The organism is Nonlabens sp. Hel1_33_55, from assembly GCF_900101765.1.
Lineage (GTDB): Bacteria > Bacteroidota > Bacteroidia > Flavobacteriales > Flavobacteriaceae > Nonlabens.
Genome location: NZ_LT627735.1, coordinates 2,294,601 through 2,309,845 on the forward strand (window position 1 = coordinate 2,294,601; position 15,245 = coordinate 2,309,845).

15 protein-coding genes are annotated in these 15,245 nt (G+C 40.1%); 6 read left to right on the plus strand and 9 right to left on the minus strand.

Going from position 1 to position 15,245, the window contains the following annotated elements; genetic code table 11:
* Nucleotides 1-16: 16 nt before the first annotated feature.
* The 4 genes from BLO34_RS10240 to BLO34_RS10255 are packed head-to-tail and all read right to left on the minus strand — an operon-like array spanning nt 17 to nt 3,806.
* Nucleotides 17-796: an EI24 domain-containing protein gene (locus tag BLO34_RS10240; RefSeq protein WP_090755040.1), complete on the minus strand. Its 780-nt coding sequence runs from the start codon at nt 794-796 to the stop codon at nt 17-19.
* A 2-nt stretch (nt 797-798) separates the two neighbouring features.
* Entirely contained in the window at nt 799-2,136 is a 1,338-nt protein-coding gene (locus BLO34_RS10245) for a TrkH family potassium uptake protein (RefSeq protein WP_231959463.1), read from the minus strand.
* A gap of 1 nt (nt 2,137) precedes the next feature.
* Complete coding sequence (hemE, locus tag BLO34_RS10250) at nt 2,138-3,157, minus strand: uroporphyrinogen decarboxylase (RefSeq protein ID WP_090755044.1); 1,020 nt, start codon at nt 3,155-3,157, stop codon at nt 2,138-2,140.
* Nucleotides 3,144-3,806 carry a uroporphyrinogen-III synthase gene (locus BLO34_RS10255; RefSeq protein ID WP_090755046.1) on the minus strand — a complete coding sequence of 221 codons (663 nt, stop codon included), beginning with the start codon at nt 3,804-3,806 and terminating at the stop codon, nt 3,144-3,146. Before BLO34_RS10255 ends, hemE begins: the two co-directional genes overlap by 14 nt.
* 357 nt (nt 3,807-4,163) lie before the next feature.
* On the opposite strand from BLO34_RS10255, the gene BLO34_RS10260 reads away from it, so the two are divergent.
* From BLO34_RS10260 to nadD, 4 genes are read left to right on the plus strand one after another with little or no spacing between them, the layout of a single operon-like run.
* Nucleotides 4,164-4,799, plus strand: a complete 636-nt coding sequence (locus BLO34_RS10260) for a Crp/Fnr family transcriptional regulator (RefSeq protein ID WP_231959465.1) — start codon at nt 4,164-4,166, stop codon at nt 4,797-4,799.
* Nucleotides 4,800-4,839: 40 nt separating this feature from the next.
* On the plus strand, nt 4,840-5,706 hold the full coding sequence (locus BLO34_RS10265; protein ID WP_090755048.1) for a YicC family protein: 867 nt from the start codon (nt 4,840-4,842) through the stop codon (nt 5,704-5,706).
* A complete protein-coding gene (gene gmk / locus BLO34_RS10270; protein WP_090755050.1) occupies nt 5,706-6,305 on the plus strand; it encodes a guanylate kinase in 600 nt (199 codons plus the stop codon). Before BLO34_RS10265 ends, gmk begins: the two co-directional genes overlap by 1 nt.
* On the plus strand, nt 6,292-6,879 hold the full coding sequence (nadD, locus tag BLO34_RS10275) for a nicotinate (nicotinamide) nucleotide adenylyltransferase (protein WP_090755052.1): 588 nt from the start codon (nt 6,292-6,294) through the stop codon (nt 6,877-6,879). Before gmk ends, nadD begins: the two co-directional genes overlap by 14 nt.
* A gap of 83 nt (nt 6,880-6,962) precedes the next feature.
* Here the strand turns inward: nadD and BLO34_RS10280 are convergent, their stop codons facing one another.
* Nucleotides 6,963-7,850, minus strand: a complete 888-nt coding sequence (locus BLO34_RS10280; RefSeq protein ID WP_090755054.1) for a nicotinic acid mononucleotide adenyltransferase — start codon at nt 7,848-7,850, stop codon at nt 6,963-6,965.
* Between the two features lie 202 nt (nt 7,851-8,052).
* Between BLO34_RS10280 and BLO34_RS10285 the strand changes: the two genes are divergently transcribed.
* Nucleotides 8,053-9,048, plus strand: coding sequence for an NAD(P)H-dependent glycerol-3-phosphate dehydrogenase (locus tag BLO34_RS10285; protein WP_090755056.1), 996 nt, complete (start codon nt 8,053-8,055; stop codon nt 9,046-9,048).
* Between the two features lie 17 nt (nt 9,049-9,065).
* Nucleotides 9,066-10,619, plus strand: coding sequence for an aldehyde dehydrogenase family protein (locus BLO34_RS10290; protein ID WP_090755058.1), 1,554 nt, complete (start codon nt 9,066-9,068; stop codon nt 10,617-10,619).
* A gap of 99 nt (nt 10,620-10,718) precedes the next feature.
* Here BLO34_RS10290 and BLO34_RS10295 read toward each other — a convergent pair whose 3' ends face one another.
* The 4 genes from BLO34_RS10295 to BLO34_RS10310 form a co-directional block, all read right to left on the minus strand.
* Nucleotides 10,719-11,810, minus strand: coding sequence for a DNA helicase PriA (locus BLO34_RS10295; RefSeq protein WP_090755060.1), 1,092 nt, complete (start codon nt 11,808-11,810; stop codon nt 10,719-10,721).
* Nucleotides 11,811-12,100: 290 nt separating this feature from the next.
* Nucleotides 12,101-13,231, minus strand: coding sequence for an SPFH domain-containing protein (locus BLO34_RS10300; protein ID WP_090755062.1), 1,131 nt, complete (start codon nt 13,229-13,231; stop codon nt 12,101-12,103).
* A 101-nt stretch (nt 13,232-13,332) separates the two neighbouring features.
* Nucleotides 13,333-14,076, minus strand: coding sequence for a metallophosphoesterase (locus BLO34_RS10305; RefSeq protein ID WP_090755064.1), 744 nt, complete (start codon nt 14,074-14,076; stop codon nt 13,333-13,335).
* Nucleotides 14,073-15,209 (minus strand): ATP-binding protein, encoded by a 1,137-nt coding sequence (locus BLO34_RS10310; RefSeq protein WP_090755066.1) that lies wholly within the window; start codon nt 15,207-15,209, stop codon nt 14,073-14,075. Before BLO34_RS10310 ends, BLO34_RS10305 begins: the two co-directional genes overlap by 4 nt.
* Between the last annotated feature and the right edge of the window lie 36 nt (nt 15,210-15,245).

The window sequence follows — 15,245 nt, forward strand, 5'->3', positions numbered from 1 at the left end:
TACTTACAAAGGTACTTTATATAGCAGCGTCAATCGAAGAGTCTGAAAGCAATTTTTGACCGCGTAGCAACTCTAAAGTGGTTTTGCTGGCAGCGGTAACGGATACCGGCAGCACCAAAATAATTCCCACAATAGGTATCAATAACATGGCATTGAAAACAATCCCGTTACCTATAGCGCAACCACGATGGCTTTTTACAAAATCAATGCTTTGGCGGTATTTGTAGTGACGTTCCAGCGTGTAGTCCATATTCCCAAATCCAGCATAATAGGATTGTACCAAAAATCCGATCACCCAGAATAGAATCCCAACTACTGGAATTAGACTTAATATCAATAACGGTATGGTAAGCAGCAATTCAAAAAACAAATTGCGCACGTTAATGCGTATGCCGCGAGAAAGTTGAGAGGCATTTGAGGTGTTTCTGTGAGTGATGGCCTCGTGAATTTCTGGATACAAATGCTTTTCAATCTTTTCAGATACCGGAGACATGAATGGTGCGCTCAACGCCATTACAAAGTGTTTATACACCAGCAATCCTAATATGACTATAATGATAGCGCTAAGAACTTCCGCGAAAGCGAAAAAAGTCTCTGCTCCAGTTTCCCAGACCCAAAGCCTAGTCAGTGGTCCGGCAAGATTGTCTGACAATCCGTAGGCTGCAAAACCTATGGTGATAGCAAACAATATACTGATCGCCATGGGAACCATGAAATATTTCCACAAGCCCAGTTGCGACATTAATTTGAAGCTACCAGCGTAATCTTTTAAGGCTTTTAAAATGTTTTTGATCATAACTATACGGCTATATCTTCTTCAATAACGTGGCCGTTATCAATATAGGTTTTACTTATGGCAAGCCCAAATGTCAATACGCCCAACCTACCAATAAACATCAAACAAATAATTACGATTTTACCGAACATCGTCAAACTTCCCGTAATTCCCATCGATAAGCCGACTGTTCCCAAGGCAGATAATACTTCAAATGAGATCATTTCCAAAGAGATGGTTTCAGAAAATGTCAGGAGAAAAATACCTGCAAAACTGAGCATGAAATAGAAGATAAAAGTGGATACAGCTACACTAACGCGCTCATCAGGAATTTGTCTGTTGAAGAACATCACTTCTACCGAGTTTTTTAATTTACTGCGCAAATAGGCCACCGTGGCGACAAAAGTGGTGATCTTCAAACCACCAGAGGTTCCTGATGGTGAAGCTCCTATGTACATTAAAAGGATAGTTACCATTGCTGTTGGTAATATGAATCCGCCGAAATCTATGGTGTTGAATCCCACAGTTGTCATAGCACTCATACTTTGAAAGAAAGCAGCATAAAATCGTGGCGCTCCATCAAGAGATATAATTTCAGGCTCTGCAAAGTATAGTGTAGTCGTTCCTGCGGTAAGTAATATCAAAAAGCCAGACATAATGAGCTTTGAAGTAAAACTTACACGATGGCCTTTCTTAGTTAGCTTAAGCCAGAAATCTGTGAACACTATAAAACCTAGTGATCCCGCTATGGCCAGAAACGAAATGGTGAAGTTGATCCAGCCATCGCTCACATAGTCCGTAAATCCAGAGTTGAAAAGGCTAAAACCTGCGGTACAGAATGCGCTGACACTATGGAATAAACTGTTCCACAACCGTTCCCAGAATCCCCAATCTTCATCAGCAAAACCAATAAAGAAAAATATAGTCCCTATTATTTCAAATAGGACGGTATAAATAATAACCGACTTTAAGAAAGGTCTTAATTTGAGCGTGTCTGGTATGGAGAATGCAGCGCTCAATATACGTTCCCGCCATTGTGAAGCGCGCCGGCTGGTGTTCAATAGTATATATGTGGTAAAGGTCATGTAACCTATACCACCTATCTGAAATAGCAACATGATTACCAGCTGACCAAAAAAGGTAAAGTCATCTGACATACTCAACGTCAACAACCCTGTGGTTGATATTGCAGATGTTGAAGCAAACAGAGCATCGATAATGGAAAGATCACTTTTACGCGCAAACGGCAGGCATAGCAATAAAAATCCAATCAGATTGTACATGAAAAACCCATAGACCAGATTGCGTTGTGGCGATTGGGTTAACAAGAACCGATTGTACTTGCGTAAAAATGTTTTCACATTAGTATTCCTTAACGGCATCCACAAATGCCTGTGCGTTTTCTACTGGGATATTAGGTAAAATTCCATGACCCAGATTAGCCACAAATTTATCTTTACCGAATTCATCAATCATCTGCTTTACCATTTTTTTAATGGTGGCTGGTGGTGAGAATAACCTAGATGGATCAAAGTTTCCCTGAAGGGTAATATTACCACCAGAAAGGTAGCGTGCATTACGCGCACTGCAGGTCCAGTCAACACCTAGCGCAGCAGCACCACTTTTTGACATTTCATTCAAGGCAAACCAACATCCTTTTCCAAAAACGATAACTTCTGTCACTGGTCTCAAGGAATTGATAATTTGCTGTATGTATTTCCAAGAAAATTCCTGATAATCTACCGGTGAAAGCATGCCGCCCCAAGAGTCAAATACCTGCACAGCATTGACACCGTGTTTTACTTTTTTATGCAAGTAAGCAATGGTGGTATCTGTAATGCGTTGCAAAAGTTCATGAGCAGCTTCTGGTTGTGTGAAACAAAACTCTTTTGCCTTGTCAAAATTCTTGCTTCCCTGACCTTGTACGCAATAACATAAAATGGTCCATGGCGACCCAGCAAAACCTATGAGCGGCACACGGTTAGCAAGAGCATCCTTAGTCATATCAATAGCTTCCATGACATAACTTAGTGAATCCGCAACGTCTGGAACCACTACCCTATTGAGGTCTGCGGCAGATCTAATGGGATTAGGCAGCCATGGTCCTACACCTGGCTTCATTTCTACCTCGATATTCATAGCTTGTGGAATTACCAAAATATCTGAAAATAAAATCGCAGCATCTGGTCCTATCTGATCGATGGGCATTACTGTAATTTCTGTAGCTAGTTCTGGCGTCTGGCAACGCGTGAAGAAATCATATTTAGCTTTGAGCTTCATAAAGTCTGGTAGGTATCTTCCTGCCTGACGCATCATCCATACTGGTGGACGCTCCACGGTTTCTCCTCTTAAAGCTCTAAGAAATAAGTCATTTTTTATCATCTCGCAATATTTTTATCGCTGTAACCAGCACATTTTCAATTGTTTGTTTGTTAGCTACATGAACGTTCTCAAAATGTTCCTTTGCAGCCGCTGCAGTAGTCTCACCTATACAAATGGAGCATTTAGGTTGATGTTTGTTCGCTTTCGCGAAAGCGTAAACACCACGAGGACTGTAAAACAAAACCGCTTCAAAAATACGATCAAAGCTTTTGTGCACGATGGAAGACTCATAAACAATCACCTCATTTAACGAGACCTTATGGCTTTTGAATATATCAGGCAACTCGTCACGGCGGTTGTCGCTACATAAATATGTGAATTTCTTATCTGGAAACCGAGCCACAAGTTGCAAAGCCAGCTCCCGTGCATTTTTGGCAATAATTTTTGGTTCAAATTCCAACTCTTTCAAAGCATCAGCGGTGACGGAGCCTACACAGTAAATGGATTTGATTTGCTCTTTATAATCTGTGATAGGATGCGTCGCATTTTTACTGGTTATAATCACATGCTCTAATGGATAAGAGCTAAGATCAGCCTTTAAGTTATCTGTTCTTAGAATGTCATAATGCACCAATCCTATATCGCTATTCAAAACCAATTGCTGTTGAGGCAAAGTCAATAGTTTAGTAGATAATAAGGTGGCTGACATTCTCAAAATTGTAGGTAAAGTTACAAAGCTATCGCGTTAATGAGATACTAATTAGAAGCACTACCTGAGAATCATCTATCTGACCTAAATCATCACCAATTTATTGATAGGCAATTTGAGTAATAACACATGAGTGTTTTTCCTACAAAAATTAGGTTTAGAGCGCCTTTTTCAGGATAATAAAGGGTTGATTAACAACTAAAAAATTACTTATATCGTAGATAATACACCTCAATTACGAAAATTTAATAGGCCGAATCTATTGGCTATTTGGAAAATCGAAGCTTCTTATTGAAACTACCAGTATAGAAATGTGAAAATTATCATTAAATGCCTCGTTTTGTTGCATATACATCAATGAATTACGATCTTTACCTTGAAAAGAGTAACAAAATGGAGCTACCAGAATTCCTACACGATTTAACTGGTGGTGGCGATAGGCCATCACTGAAGTATGCTAGTGAGATATTTAGCATGCTTGAAGTTATTAAAGTCAAGAAAAAGCAAGTGCTTCTTCATTTAGGCGAGGTGTGCGACAATATTTATTTTATAAAATCAGGAATTGTCAAGGGTTCCATTATCGATGAATACGGTGACCTTCATACCATCAGATTTGTTGCAGAAAATGATGTAATGACCTCAATGTACAGTTTTGTGGATCAGACACCTTCAAACATTCAATTACAATGTGTTGAAGCAGGTGAAGTCATGTGCTTTAACCATCAGGATTTTATGTACATCAATAAACTTTATCCAGGTCTGCTACCAGCGTTTCAAAAACTTATGTTGAAACGTTATCATGATCAGCTTGATGAAAAGTCACGTATGATTACAAACGATGCAACCACGCGTTATTTGAAATTTATGGAGCGCTATAAAAACATTGAGGAACGCTTACCTCTAAAAGACATAGCATCCTATCTAGGAATTAGACAACAATCCTTAAGTCGTTTACGTAGTAAAATGGATCCTGAGAGTGTTGACATGCACTGAGCATTTTCATTCGTTATCTTTGCCAGCCTAAAACGAGCTCATGATTATTTCCATGACAGGATATGGCAAATCTGTCCAGCAATTACCTCAACGAAAGATTACTGTTGAAATACGCACTTTAAACAGCAAAAATCTAGATCTTAATCTAAGAATTCCCAGCGCTTATCGTGAGAAGGAATTGGATATTAGAAAAATTGCAGCTGCTCAATTATCAAGAGGTAAAATAGATCTAGCGCTTCACGTAGAAAACACCAGCGGCAAAACTGGGCAAAAACTTAATATTGATCAAATAGAGCAATATATAGATCAACTTTCCCAAATCCAAAATCTAGATGCTAGCGACAAGTTAAAGCTAGTTGAAATAGCAACTTCATTTCCCGATGTATTTCAAAATATTGAAGAGGAAATTGAAGATTCAGAATTTCAAATAGTTCTGAAAACTGTTAATGAAGCTCTTGATGCGGTAAATGATTACCGTGAAACAGAAGGTTCCATTCTCCAAGAAGAATTTACAAACCGCATTAATAACATTGCTCAACTTCTCGATGATGTTATCGTTGATGATAAAAATAGACTTGATGGGATAAGAACTAGACTTGAAAAAGCGGTAGCCGACTTAAAAGAAAAAGTTGATGAGAATAGATTTGAACAAGAATTGATCTATTACCTAGAGAAATACGACATTACGGAAGAAAAAGTGCGTCTCAATAATCACCTCAACTATTTTAAGCAAACGATGAGCGCTTCTACCTCTCAAGGTAAAAAGTTAGCCTTTATCTCCCAAGAAATAGGTCGTGAAATCAATACCATTGGTAGTAAGGCAAACCATGCAGCAATGCAGCAAAAGGTGGTACAGATGAAGGATGAGTTGGAAAAGATCAAAGAACAAATGCTGAACGTATTGTAATGAAGATTGAGCCAAAATTAATCGTATTTAGTGCGCCATCTGGAGCAGGTAAAACAACACTTGTCCGGCATCTCTTAAAGCAAAAAGAATTGAACCTAGCCTTTTCCATAAGTGCCGCTTCCAGAGATCCTCGGGACGGTGAGATTGACGGGAAAGATTACTATTTTTTAGGAGTTAAAGAATTCAAGAATAGAATAAGACACGAGGATTTTCTTGAGTTTGAAGAAGTTTACAGAGACCAGTTCTATGGAACTCTCAAAGCCGAAGTCGAGCGCATTTGGGCATTAGGCAAACACGTAATCTTTGATATAGACGTGGTAGGAGGTTTGAGACTCAAGAAAAAATTCCCAGAACATACGCTTGCCATATTTGTTAAACCACCTTCCATAAACGAGTTACAAATACGTCTCAAAAAGCGCAAAACAGAAACTCCAGAAAAAATCGCAATGCGCGTGGCAAAAGCCAGCACTGAAATGGCAACCGCTCCACAATTTGATGTCATCATTAAAAATGATGATCTAGCACTTGCAAAGGCACGCGCCATTCAAGTAGTCAAAGACTTCATTAGTCAACCAGTACCTCGAGATGAAGAAGAATAAAGTTGGGCTCTATTTTGGAACCTTTAATCCTATTCACATAGGTCATCTTGCCATTGCAAACTATCTTGTAGAAAACAGCGATCTCAAAGAAATCTGGATGGTGGTCACGCCACACAACCCACTGAAGAAGAAAAATACGCTGTTAGAAGATTACCAGCGTTTGCATATGGTGCATCTTGCAACTGATGATTATCCAAAAATCAAACCCAGCAACGTCGAATTTTCTTTGCCACAGCCCAATTATACAGTTAACACACTTGCGCATCTCAAGGAAAAACATCCTGAAACAGATTTTGTTCTGATCATGGGAGAAGACAATTTAAAAAGTCTGCCTAAGTGGAAAAATTATCAGGTACTATTGGAAGAGTATGAAATTATAGTATATCCTCGAATCTCTGCTGGCGAGGTTCCGTTAGAATTAGTGAATCATTCCAGCATCACAAAAATTGAGGCACCTATCATGGAGATTTCCTCTACCATGATTAGAAATGGGATCTCACAAGGCAAGGACCTTAGATACTTTCTTCATCAAGATGTGAATACGTATCTGACTGAAATGAATTTCTACAAGTAAAAAACCGCCTGCAACCATTTATAGGTGTACAAGCGGCTTCCAACCAACCAAATCTTAAGTTTCTTCATCAGAAACTATAATGTCTATTTTCTTGCTCTCTCCACGTCCAGCATTCTGGATTTTGAAGTAGTCGTACTTTTCAGCTGGATAAAATTTCTACCCTTGAATTCGTAGGTAGTTCCAGATGACACATGATACAGTTCAATTGTCGCATCATCAATAACGTAAAGGTCGAAATAATCATTGCCTAAAAAATCATAATCGAGCGTTAAATGCTTGTTAAGTGAACCAGGAGACGCATCTTCTACCCAATATTCTCCAGTATAATCCCAATAAAGGCTGCCTGTACTCAAACCATTACGGTCTTGTGAGCTTTGGAAGATATCGGCATCTGTTGCAGGTCTAAATCTTAGGTGATTTTCAGCATCAAATTCATTGATCGCACCTTCATTACTGGTATAGACTTTTTCCCATGCACCATACTCCTGTAAAAAATACTGGATGTTGTTATAAAACAATTGATCATAGTCAAAACCATTGATGCTATATCCATCAAGAAAGTAACGGTCACCATTAAAAGTATCCCTAAGTTCTATACGTCTAAAACTATGTACAATTACGTCAAACTCATGAACGCCATCAATATCATGATTGATCGTAACGGTATCAAAAAATGTATCATAGCTTCCCACATCGATCCCTATTCCAGAACCAGCACGACCTATACCCACTAAGTTGTTATTGGCATAAAGAGTTCCAAAATCAAATGACATCGTAAATGCTCGAGTCATGAACGGCACATCCAGATTACCTTGAGAACTATTCAAGTCCAGATACCAGACATCGTGAGATGAAAGAACCTCATTCAATGTAGGTTCCACTATTGGATCGCCTATAATAATTTCTGCATCACAACTAACAAGAGTGATGGCAAGGGCAAATCCGCCTAAGAGAGTAGTTATTGATTTCATATCGGTATCATTTAAAGTTCACTACAACGTTTTCGAAAATCGTGCCATTTTTGTAACGCGCTAAATTATAGTTAGTTATGAATATTTGTTACGCTTTCGCGAAAGCGAACTCATCAAAAGTCATCGTGCAACCATATGACTTAACATATTCTCAAAAAAACGTACTATCAAAAATGGTATCTTTACAAATACACTCTATTCTATGGAAAAAACACTCAAAATAGCCGTCCTAGGTGGTGGTAGCTGGGCTACCGCAATTGTAAAAATGCTTGCTGAAAGCATGGATGAAGTTGGGTGGTACATGCGTAGTGTTTATGCCATTGAGCACATTAAGCGTAATGATCACAATCCAAGCTATCTAAGTAGTGTAGAATTTGATGTAAGCAAGCTCAAATTATCAAACGATATCAATGAAATAGTAGCGTATGCAGATGTCTGTATTTTTGCTATTCCCAGTGCATTTCTTCATTCAGAGTTGTCTGCATTGACGGTTTCTTTTGATGGTAAGCGAGTGGTATCTGCCATAAAGGGAATCGTTCCTGAAACGGGTTTGATCGTTGGTGAATACTTCAATCAGCACTACAATGTGGCTATGGAAGATATAGGTGTGTTAACCGGTCCATGCCATGCAGAAGAAGTGGCTTTAGAGCGTCTCTCCTATCTTACCGTAGCTTTTGCAGATGAGCAAAAAGCAAAAGAACTCGCTGAATATTTTGAAAATGATTACATCAATTGTAAAATAAGTGATGACATCATAGGTACAGAATATGCTGCCGTTCTCAAGAACATTTACGCAATTGCAGCTGGAATCGCCCATGGATTGGGTTACGGTGATAACTTCCAGAGCGTCTTGATGTCAAACGCGATAAGAGAAATGAAGCGTTATATCAAAAAAGTCCACAAGATGAAGCGCAACATCAATGATAGCGCCTATCTGGGTGACTTATTGGTAACTGGATATTCCGTCTTTTCACGTAACCGATTATTCGGTAATATGCTGGGTAAAGGTTACACGGTACGTAGTGCCCAACTAGAAATGAGCATGATTGCCGAAGGTTATTATGCCACTAAAAGTGCCTTTGAACTGAATCAAAAACAAGGCGCTAAAACTCCTATTCTCGATGCAGTTTACGCAGTGCTTTACGAGAATAAGAACCCAAAAAAAATCTTTCAAAAACTAGCTGAAAAGCTGGATTAATTTTTAAATCATAGTACATGTCACACATAGCCAAAGATTTTGGTATAGATGAAGCGCTCCAACAATTGGGTGTTTCAAAAAATAATAAAGGAACTTCAACTGGAAACAACCATTTTGGAAGCGGTGAAGAAATCATTTCTTCCTCGCCAGTTGATGGTGCTGAAATAGCATCTGTTTCTACAACAACTGCCGCTGATTATGACAAAGTAGTCACTACGGCGCAAAAAGCCTTCAAGGACTGGAGATTGAAGCCTGCACCATTGCGTGGCGAGATCGTAAGGCAGTTTGGAGATGAACTACGCAGATTGAAGGAACCGCTAGGAAAGCTGGTTTCTTACGAAATGGGTAAGTCTTATCAAGAAGGTCTTGGCGAGGTTCAAGAGATGATAGACATATGCGATTTTGCAGTTGGTCTTTCCAGACAATTGCATGGACTTACCATGCATAGTGAGCGTCCTGGACATAGAATGTATGAGCAATATCATCCTTTAGGAATTGTAGGTATTATCAGTGCTTTTAATTTTCCCGTTGCGGTTTGGGCTTGGAATACAGCACTCGCTTGGGTTTGTGGAGACGTTTGTATTTGGAAACCAAGTGAAAAAACTCCTATCACTGGAATCGCCTGTCAAAATATCATCGCCAAAGTCCTCAAAGACAACAACCTTCCAGAAGGTATTTCTTGTCTAGTAAACGGCGATTACAAGGTAGGCGAGATAATGACTACTGATAAGCGCGTGCCGTTAATCAGCGCGACTGGTTCAACTCGTATGGGTAAGATCGTTGCAAGCAAAGTTGGTGAGCGATTAGGTAAATCATTATTGGAGTTAGGTGGTAATAATGCCATCATTGTAACTCCAGATGCCGATATTAAAATGACTGTGATTGGTGCTGTTTTTGGCGCAGTAGGAACGGCTGGACAGCGTTGTACCTCAACGCGTCGTTTGATCATTCATGAATCCATGTATGATAAAGTGAAAAATGCAGTCGTCGATGCTTACAAGCAATTGAAAATTGGGAATCCGCTGGATGAGAATAATCATGTGGGTCCATTGATTGATAAAGATGCTGTAAAAGGCTATCAAAATGCTTTGACTAAAGTGGTCGAAGAAGGTGGTAAAATCATCGTTGAAGGTGGCGTCTTAGAAGGTAAAGGCTACGAAAGTGGTTGCTATGTAAAACCAGCCATCGCCGAAGCCGAAAACTCTTTTGAAATCGTGCAGCACGAGACTTTTGCTCCTGTTCTGTATTTACTGAAATACAGCGGTGATGTAGAAAATGCTTTAGAACTTCAAAATGGCGTTAATCAAGGATTGTCCAGCGCAATCATGACAAACAACCTACGTGAGGCAGAACGTTTCTTGAGCGTGGCTGGATCTGATTGCGGTATTGCAAATGTGAATATAGGAACCAGTGGAGCCGAAATAGGCGGCGCCTTTGGTGGAGAAAAGGACACTGGCGGCGGCCGTGAATCTGGTAGTGATGCTTGGAAAGTTTATATGAGAAGACAAACGAACACGATTAACTACACGACGGAATTACCACTCGCGCAGGGAATCAAATTTGATTTGTAATCAAGTAGAGTTTATAAATAAAAACCGCCTCGTTGAGGCGGTTTTTTTGTGTGATGATTTTTGAAGTTATTACGCTTTCGCGAAAGCGAACTCATTCCATCATTGCTGCAAATTCACAAAATATACAATGATTGCAATTAGGATCAATCCTGCGAGAATTGCCAAAAATATCTTCCAAAACGAGTACGGTCGATCGCCGTAGATGGTTCCAGTCTGACCATTAACGTAGAAGTTGTATCGCTTGCCATTATAATTATAAGAACTGATATAAAGCGGCAATAAAATTTGCTTAAACGTCTCGTCACTCAGGTTCATATCCATGTTACTGATGCGTTGCTCATCACCACCTATGTCACGACGTATCCAGTTTTTAGCTATTTCCTCTGCCTTGTCAGTAGCTTTTAAGTGACCATCTTTAAGTGGAATAGTATATTTTTCTGTCACGTAACCCGCTAGATAACTGGTATCAAAAGTTTTGAGACCTTCTAATTTCCAGCTGGCAATGGAAATTGGAATTTTTATCTTTTGATTATTGGTTCCCTTTACTAAGGTATCATCCACAAAGCCACTCACATTTCCCGAAGCATTAGACCATCTGGTACGGCGTTCTTGCACGGTACGCTTGTTTTTACCAGAACCTCGCGTGACCGTGACATAATAATAGTCGCCTCGCTCACCAGAATAACTGGATTCCAATTGTGCATCAAAGGTCCAATAGGGAACATACAAACCTTTAGTATACTCAGGACTTAAACTAGCACGCTGTAGATTGTTGGGCGCCCACCACAATCCATCGACCCATTTCTTAAAGATCTGGTGCGCCTTATCTACCTTAAAAGAAAACGGTAACACCGCACCTGGCAAAATCCACTCTTCTTTATATTGATCTTCTATAATCAATGGCATCGTACAATACACACAATGCAGCGATTTGTAGTTATCCTCTACATGTTGAGTAGCGCCACAATTATCGCACTGCAACATGGTCAATTCCATCGAGTGCGATTGCGCACCCATAGACTCTAGATATTTATGTAATTCCAGTTCCTGAAACGGCTGGACTTCTTGATCAATCTGTTCTACATGACCACAATAATCACACGTGATCGTGTCTGTGCCTGGTTCATAAGTAAGCTCTGCACCGCAATTGACACAGGATTTTTTTCTTTCTGAATTAGTGGTTGGGTTCAATTGTAGTTAGTCATTAGATTCTTTTACCAATTCCTGATTTGCGTCGCAAATCATAATTACCAATTGCCCATTTGATTCTGCAGCGCCAAAATGGATTGCCTATTAAAATGCTCGTACTTTAATTATTTTAATGACTCTAAAATTATAATTGGCAATCGGCAATCGGCAATACGAGATTTGCGCAGCAAATCGAGAATAAGCAATAATTTGAAGAGCTTTTAGGTTATCGCGATAGTTCTCGACTGCACTCAAACAAGCATTTCATTGCAATTTAGAGCGCAGCGACAAAATTATGGCAACGGTGGTGGTGTGTTACCGCCTAAAAAGGTTTTCAGCTCTTCAATTTCATTGAGTGGTTTCCAGGTTTCCATTCCGCTTTTCCAGATGAGCGTATCGCGGTTTACGGTTCTTCCTGCAAATAAGGCGCGTAATTGTTCAAACGGAACTGGTCCTGTCTGCGATCCATTACTTGCATAGAAATATTGAACGGCTTGAGGCATAGGTGGCGGCATTGCTGCGGCCTGATTTTGGGGCGCAGCTTGCTGTCCGCCCATTTGAGGTGTCATCATGCCGCCCATTTGCTGTGCCAGCACAAATCCCATACCCATTCCCATTCCTGCACCAGCAGTTCCACCTTCATTTTTAGCTGCTGCTTCAATGGCTTTGGCAGTTTTGAATTTGGTTAATTTGTCTAGGTCGATCTTGTCAATACGACTGTATTCAAAAATCTCTTTCTTGAGATCTTCTGGCATCGATACATTCTCGATGTAAAATTTCTCTAGCGAAATCCCAACACTTAAGAATTCTGGCTTCATCACTTCCTGACAAGTCTCGGAAAGTTCTGAAGTATTTGCCGCATACAATTCAATAGGCAAATTTGCCTCACCTACGGTATCTGTAAATCGTGTTGCGATAAGGCTTTTGAGATGTTCATTGATCTCAAAGTTGGTGAAGTTATTGTCGGTTCCAACGATGTCCACGATGAATTTACCGGCATCGGCTATTTTGAAGGCGTAGGTTCCGAAGGCTCGTATTTCTACCAATCCAAAACGTTCATCGCTTAGTGTAATTGGGTTTTTGGTTCCCCATTTCTCGTCTGTAAATAAGTGGGTATTGACAAAATAAACCTCTGCTTTGAATGGCGAGTTGAACCCGTATTTCCATCCTTTCAATGTGGAAAGAATTGGAAGATTTTGAGTCGTTAAGTCGTAAGTCCCAGGTTTGAACACATCTGCCAGCTGGCCTTCATTGACAAAAACAGCCGTCTGCCCTTCACGAACAATGAGTTTTGCACCGTTTTTGATTTCGTTTTGATAACGCTCAAATCGGTGAGCAATGGTGTCATCTGTATAGTCCAGCCACTCAACGATGTCGATAAATTCATGACTGAGCTTTTCTTTTATTTTATCAAAGATTCCCATAATGGTTGATTTTTAGGATTGTACAATTCAATTTACATTTGTTAGTAGAAAATTATAAGAAAGTGTTACGCTTTCGCGAAAGCGTAATTATTTGAAGCCCATTAATTGCGACCATCCTCATCTGGATACAAATCAACTAATGGATCGCTTTGCCAGATTTCTTTGGTCTCTACGCAAAGCGCCGTCAGCGGTCCTGTGAAGGCCGCGCCGGTGTCGACATTCCAGATATTGGCAGCATGAATAGGTTTTGTGGAGTCCAGCCGTGTGGTAGGTGTGTGACCTATAAAAATTTCTTTGTAGAGTTTAAGTCTATTGGGAAATCTAGGGTTGTCTTGTGAAAGGTTTGGATCTATGCATAAAGCCATTTCCCATAACGATCGATCCCAATACGGTAGGTTTTTGTAATACTCGTGATGCGGCCCATTAAGGTTGTGGAAACCGGCATGGAAAAAACCGTTACCATCCAATTCCAAAAAGTCAACCAAATTCTCAGTAAAAAATTTAATATGTCTCGCAATATCGTCTTTTGACTTTCCCTCATAACTCTCGACGGTACTGGAACCACCGTGATACAACCATTGCTCGTTCCGTTGATCTTTGACCAGAAAGTTGAGTACGAGCTCGTCGTGATTACCTCTTAGATAGATAGGTGCAGTATGATTGTTTTGTTTACGCTTTCGCGCAAGCGATATCAATTCTTCTATGACCTCATAGCTTTCTGACCATCCATCTACATAATCTCCCAGAAAGATAAGTTGGTCCTGTGGTTGTGGATCGACTCGATCCAGTAATTGTGTTAGTGCCTTGTGGCCGCCGTGTATATCGCCTATTGCTAATGTTCTCAAGAGTTGTATTTTACTTTTCTCAAGATACGCAACGACTCTTTATAAGCCTTATAGGTGTCAGGAAAATTTTTAAGATGGGTGCGTGCAGCCTTCATTTTTTCTATGGGTTCACCCACGTTGTTGAAATGGCAAATAAGCATGGTTTCTGGCAGATTGCGCAGGTCGATCAGTGCTTGTTCCTTAAGTTTTATGCCATTGCTGATCCTGTGTAAAAGCGACAGATTTGCGTTATAAATATGGTGTAGCGTACGCCTATCGTAAAATGGTGGGTTGAACAAGATCTTATTTTCCAATTTGTAGGTACCATTAGGAAAAAACCGAAACGTTTGCCGCTCCAACGGATGATAAGCGTGTCTATCGCCCAATCCCAGTTCCACAAATTCCAGAATGCTAAAGCTGTCCTCATCATAGGAAATCTGTACCTCATCCAGTGCGCTGTAAAATAGCCGCACCTGCTCGTTGACCATTTCAATATCGACTCGATAATAGTATTCCTGATTCTTTTTGCGCTTTACTTTTCCTGACCAGCATATCACAAACTGCTCTTTGAAAACTTTATAAAATGATTCTAAACCATTCTCGCGACGGTTCATAAAGTCCTGCACGCGGTCCAGCGTCAGTTCAATATTGTTGCTTGCATTTTTCTCGATCTCATTGACTATAGGCGAATTGACATCGTCCGTTCTTATACCAAAATCCTTAGGCATAGAAATACTACCATCCCTGAAAAAAACGGCACCGCCATAATATTTCCAGATATTTTTGCGCAACGCAACAATGCCATTCTGGGCACGAATGGTAACCAGGCCTACTACCTTATCAATAGGTAAATGCGGGAACGGTACATTTTCATACATCACCAGCGGTGCATTATCCAGATAGGCGTTGATCAAATTTTGCAGTTTTGAATCATCAAAAAAATCCACGCCTACGATCTCGTTCTTACGGTCATCGACGCCCACAACGATGTAGCTATTGTTTGCGGGATTCGAATTGGAAAGTGCGCAAATGTGCTTGAGAAACTTCGCTTTTCCTTCTTTATTCGATAAATCCACGCGCAACTTTTTGTCATAAAAGCTGTTCTCATCGTTGTGTGCGAGCAGATTTTTAACAAGAAGCCGTTTATTGATCATGGACTTAAAGGTACGCAATCAGTATGCAGTCACAGC